The following is a 5,348-nucleotide window of genomic DNA, read 5'->3' on the forward strand; positions in this document are numbered from 1 at the left end:
ATCGTCGTCAGCGCGTAGCCGTCCGAGGTGTTGAAGCTGGTCTGGTTGCTGTTCCGGTCCACGATCGAGGTGGGCTGGCCTGCGAGGTTGAAGTGAGTCGTGGAGTTCGTCGTCCATCCCTTCAGCGTGTACTCGTGCGTGGTGCTGTTGTCGACCTTCGTGAGGGTCTGCTGCAGCCCCGCCGGCGTCGTGTACGTCCCGACGGTCGTTCCCGGGGTGAACTGCCATGCCGTGCCGGCGGCGTCGGTGTAGACCACACCGTCACCGTTGGAGGTGAGGTTCCCGGCGCCGGCGAGGGCATACTGCCAGCGATTCGCGTCCATCGTGGTGCTGTCAGCGACGTTCTTCGCCCGCGAGTTGTACGCAGCCCCGATCGTGCTGTTCTGCGTCACACCCGGCAGCGACATCGCAGATGTCGTCACAAGCAGGTTGCCGGTGCCAACGTCAACCGAGGCGTTCGTCTGGTCCGTGATCGGGAACGGCAGGGTCGTCGCGGATGTACGCTGCCCGGTCTGGTTCGTGTCCGCCGGACCCGTGGGCAGCGCGTTGTAGTAGCCCTGCAGGTCGATGACGTAATCCGCTGTGTCCGGGCCGTCGGACCAGAGCTGGATGTTGCCGTCCGCGCCGAGCGGGACAATCGCGGTGTTTGAGCGAATCTGGTTCTTCTGGAAGGTGATCGAGTACATCGCCCCCGGCCGTGCAACGCCGGTCGGCCACACCGTCGCGGTCCCGTTGTTCGCCCCCGAGTGGATCGCCGTCAACGTCACGGCGACCGCAGAGACGCCGGTGCCGTTCTTCGGAACGCTCTTCACCCCCGCGATCGAGATCGTCCGGGTCTCCTTCGCAGCAAACGCCTTCGCAGTCGTCGTGCGGGAGTCGTAGAGACGGTCCGCTGCCGGGGTGAACACGCCGCCCGGGTTGCTCTTGGTGAAGTAGCCCTGCAGTGCGACAAGCATGTCGATCGTGCCGTCACGGTTGTAGACGCTCATCTTGCCGTCCGCGCTCAACGGCACCTGCATCGACATCGACGACGTCACCGCCGCCGGGTAGTTCATCGACGTCGTACCGACCGTGCCCCCCGTTGCGTAGGGAGTGATGTAACCGTTGGTCTGGTTGCGGCTCAGGACCAGGAAGTTCACCGCAACCGCGGACGCACCAGCAGGGATTCCATTGAGACCGGTGACCTGGATCTGAACGGTCTTGCCCGGGCCGATCTGCGCCTTCGGGATCTGCGACCCCGACACCGAACTCGCCACCGACGAACCATCACCAGCGACGAAACCGCCGGCCGCGACACCACTATCGGTGGACGTGTAGTAGCCCTGCACGTCCAACACCAGGTTCACGGCCGTTTCCGCCGTGACCGTCACCTTGCCGCCGGCACCAATCGCGAGGGTCGACGCGTTCGTCATCGTGTCAAGGCCGCCACCGCCATAGACCATCATCAGCGACGATCCAGGCGTATCCGCGTCCGCACGACCGAACAGCTGCCCCTGCCCGTCCGGGTGCACCACCGTCGCGGCGAGGACCACCGCGGACGCATCCGAGGGGATCCCGAACTTGCCGGTGATCTGCACTGTACGAGCCTTGTTCGCCGCCATCGGCGTCGAATACCCGCCCGTGCCATCACGTGTATCGAGCACGCGGCCCGTGGTGGTGACGAACTGACCACCATCCCCGGTCACCGCCGCCTGCGCCGGAGCCGGAGGAGACACCACCGCTAGCAAGGACCCGAACAGTGCCACCAACGTGACCACTGCAAGCAGCACCCAGCGGAAACGAGCAGACGACAGCGACGATGCGAACACGCGCAGAACCCCTCAACAGGCCAACGCAGCTATGACACCCCCATGGTGTCGCTGAGCAACCACGAAGGACATTACGGAGGAACACTCACCACTGCACCCCCACATATGGGGGTCGAAATGAGTACGGCCCGCCCACCAATCGCCGCTCGACGGCACGACGATGCGTAAGTGGATAGACGTGAAACGAGTCCCAGAGTCGGTCCGGAAGCCGATCCTCGGCCGGTACCGACAGAACGAGAGTGCGCACCGTTGAGAGCGTAGGGTGCGGACATGGCTGCTTGGGATATGCACTGGGACGAGGGCTCGGGTGGCGCGGAGGGCTCGGTTGTGTCCTGCACGTTGACTCGCCGTTCCGGCTTGGCGTATGACGTCGATATTGCACTGTCAACCACCGACGCTCCGGAACGGCAGTTGGTGCGCCGCCAACCAGGCCGGCATCGACCCTTAGCGGAAGGTGGCACTCGCGGGTTCTCCGTCACCCTTCCGGGGTCCGACCTTCGGGACGTTCCCGATGGGCCGATTCGGTTCCTCGCGCCAAAGCTCACGCCCACAACCGCCCTCGTCGTTACTGTCATCTGGGCAGATCACGAAGACGGCGTCCGTCAAGAGCAGTCTTTCATTCACGGCCGCAGCTAGCACCTCACTGATTGGACGGCAAACCAACCCCAAGAGAGTTAGTAGCGGCAACGTTGCGTGGCATGAGCGTGAAGCCCTGCCAGTGTTCACCGACCACTGGTTCATCCTCGTCCCGCGGCAAATGATGAAACGACGTCTGGAACCACGCGACCGGATCAGTGAGACGATCACTACCTACGTACTGGTCAACTGACAACGCACACCCGTCGACGGTGCTGTTCCCCGCGGCGAGCACCTCACAAGGCTTCTGCTGCGTCACGTAGAAGTCGTTGTCGGTGTAGCCGTGCCCTGCGACGCCGCGGTAGGGGCTGTCGTTGTGAAGATCGACGTCGTATCCAACCGCATGTCCGTCGGCATTCGTCCGCCCTTGATCGGTGACCATCCAGCTCCTATCCGGAGCGGACTGCATCGCGGTTTCTGCGTCAATAAGAGTGCGGGTCGTCTCGCGATGCGCCCCACCCGTGGTCGACACGGTGGAGATCGCGGCAGGTCCGGCGTCGTCGAGACCGAACTGCACTCGCCAGAAAACATTGTGGTAGTGGTTCAGCGCGTATCGAGTGGATCCTTGCCCGACAGCCTGTCCGTCGGTTGCGTCTCCAAAGCCGCCGGGTGCGGGAGCGAGCGTTCCCGAGGCGCCAACCTTCGCGACGATCCGGCCATCGCTGCAGAAGTCCCACGCGTCCATGTACGTGTACCAGTCGGCCGGAGTTACGGTGTAGACCTCAAGGCACTGTGACTCGGCTCGGTGGGTGACGGATCCGAAGTCATAGTCGTCCCACTCAGACGCCGCGCCGTCCGAAACGACTGCTTCGCAGAGGAGTGCACGGTCATCGGTAGACGCGGCGGCAAGCTTTCCGTCTGGGCAGTCCGACGCCTGCACGTCGCTGGCACTTGTGAGCGTTCCGAACGCCGGGAGGTCCAGGTGCTCTTTCGTGCCGCTGTCATAGGGCACATCGATCTGCGCCAATGCGGCCTGCCGGATCACCGTGAGCGGTTCCGACCCAACCGCCGTGTAGGAGACATCGGACAGCGTCAGGCCCGTCCTTGAGTCAATGTGCCAGCACAGGTGCCACTCGGTACCACCAGTGAGCGTCGCTGATACAGAGCCGCTCGAGGCGTCACAACTCTCCAAGGGTGCCGTGCTGATGGGAGAGGCGGTCGGCGACGCCTCTGCTGCCGGCTTTGTGTCGGACTGATTGGCGGAGGCGACGGAGACACCAATCACGAACGCGCATGCCAGTGCGCCCCACGAGACCGCGAGGCGCACTGGCTGCCGCATGGTCAGGAACAGGCCTGACTCTTGTTCGAACCGCTACCGTTAGCGTACGCGGCGTAGGCCTCGACACAGAAGGTCTCGCCGGACACCTTGGTGAAGTAGTAGAGGCTCGTCGTGTAGCCCGACCCGTCGAAGGTGTAGCTGTGCTTGGCGCTGGTCACCTGCAGCACCGGGTCGTAGAGCTCGCAGGTGGCATCTTTCTCGCCGAGCGCCCACCCGGAGTAGACGCACTTCCAGGTGTACATTCCCGTCGCCGCGTCGTAGACCGGCTTACTTGCGACGGCGGATCCCGGGTCGAACGCCGGCGCTGCTGGGGCGGCGTGCGCCACGGTCGAGAGCGGGATCGATGCGACCACCAACGCGGCCGCCGCGAGCGACATCATGCTTCTTGTGCGCTTCATTGCATCCTCCAAATGTCATGAGCTTAGTTAGCAGCCTGAACCTTCCTTAAGGAGATTGCTGTCCGCATTTGCACCTACATGGGCGTCACCCGAGCAAGCACGGCAGCAAGTCTCGATAGCCGATCGGCTATCGGACATGCCAACCGGCTTCTTGTGAGGTATCCGCGTGGGCCCTTGGTGAGTTCCCGGAGGACAGCGCCGGCGTCGCACTCGTCGTCAACTACTACAACTGAGTGCCTGACCGGGGTCTCGAAGGCCGGTTGGTAGACGAACGCCAAGCGCGGGACGTAAGACGCCCCGCGCTACGGGTCACTTGACCACGGTCTCGTGGGTAACCATGACGCCGACGGAGGACATGTCGATGAACCTTGCTTCGTCGGGATTGACGCGGTTCTTGTAATTTTCGGAGCCGAAGAACGCGTCGTGGTCACTCCAGGAGTCGAACCAGATCTCAGTGAGACCGTCGTACGCGGGCTCGGGGTAACCCGGTGCCTCGATCGGGTGCGAGACGGTGTACTTCCGAACGTACTTCTCCGCTTCCGGGATGGAAGTGAACAGCGGTGCGTGGCGCTCTCGGTGGTGGTGCTGGAACTGCTCGACGGTCATCGAGGGGATGCGGTGGATGAGGAAGACGAACTTGATCATGGTGTCCTTTCGTCGCGCCGTTGGTGGCGCGCCGCCGCTACGCTAAACGGTGACATCCATGTGAAGGGCAAGGGGTAGGTGTGCGCATCGGTGAGGTCGCAAGTCGCGGTGGAGTCAGCCGCCGGTCGTTGCGGTACTACGAGGAGCAGGGACTCCTCGAAGTGGATCGATCACCCAGCGGACAGCGGTTGTACGAGGAAGGGCACGTGCACCGCGTCCAGCTCATTCAGACCTTCTTCGCAGCCGGGCTGTCCAGTGGAACCATCGCGGAGCTGGTCCCCTGCATGCAGAAGAACCCTTCAAAGGTCAACGCGATCGACGCGCGACGCGTCATGGAACGAGAACGTGCGCGGCTCCACGACGCTGTGCGCGAGATGACCGACGCCATCGAAGCGCTGGACAACCTGATCGAAGACACCACCGCTTACGCCACGGGCCTCGAAGGTCAGCGCGGTGCGACGCCCAGACAAGACAACGCGTCTCAATAGCCGATCGCAGAGCGGGCGGCGCTGATAGCGTCCCCGCATGGTGCAGGCCGAGGATGGTTCCGCTCGATTGAAGCTTGTCGATCTGCTCGCCATC

5 protein-coding genes are annotated in these 5,348 nt (G+C 63.5%); 1 reads left to right on the forward strand and 4 read right to left on the reverse strand.

Annotated features, from left to right (window positions below; genetic code table 11):
- The 4 genes from ACIPJY_RS18010 to ACIPJY_RS18025 form a co-directional block, all read right to left on the reverse strand.
- Positions 1-1,577, reverse strand: a 1,577-nt coding sequence (locus tag ACIPJY_RS18010; protein ID WP_400468254.1) for a hypothetical protein, incomplete at its 3' end; no start/stop codon positions are given.
- Positions 1,578-2,448: 871 nt separating this feature from the next.
- Positions 2,449-3,711: a hypothetical protein gene (locus tag ACIPJY_RS18015; protein WP_400467688.1), complete on the reverse strand. Its 1,263-nt coding sequence runs from the start codon at positions 3,709-3,711 to the stop codon at positions 2,449-2,451.
- A gap of 14 nt (positions 3,712-3,725) precedes the next feature.
- On the reverse strand, positions 3,726-4,121 hold the full coding sequence (locus tag ACIPJY_RS18020; RefSeq protein ID WP_400467690.1) for a hypothetical protein: 396 nt from the start codon (positions 4,119-4,121) through the stop codon (positions 3,726-3,728).
- A gap of 309 nt (positions 4,122-4,430) precedes the next feature.
- A complete protein-coding gene (locus ACIPJY_RS18025) occupies positions 4,431-4,766 on the reverse strand; it encodes an EthD domain-containing protein (RefSeq protein WP_400467692.1) in 336 nt (111 codons plus the stop codon).
- 80 nt (positions 4,767-4,846) lie between these two features.
- Between ACIPJY_RS18025 and ACIPJY_RS18030 the strand changes: the two genes are divergently transcribed.
- A complete protein-coding gene (locus ACIPJY_RS18030) occupies positions 4,847-5,254 on the forward strand; it encodes a MerR family transcriptional regulator (protein ID WP_301582223.1) in 408 nt (135 codons plus the stop codon).
- Positions 5,255-5,348: the final 94 nt, after the last annotated feature.

This window comes from Curtobacterium sp. NPDC090223, assembly GCF_044746585.1.
Classification (GTDB): Bacteria; Actinomycetota; Actinomycetes; order Actinomycetales; family Microbacteriaceae; genus Curtobacterium.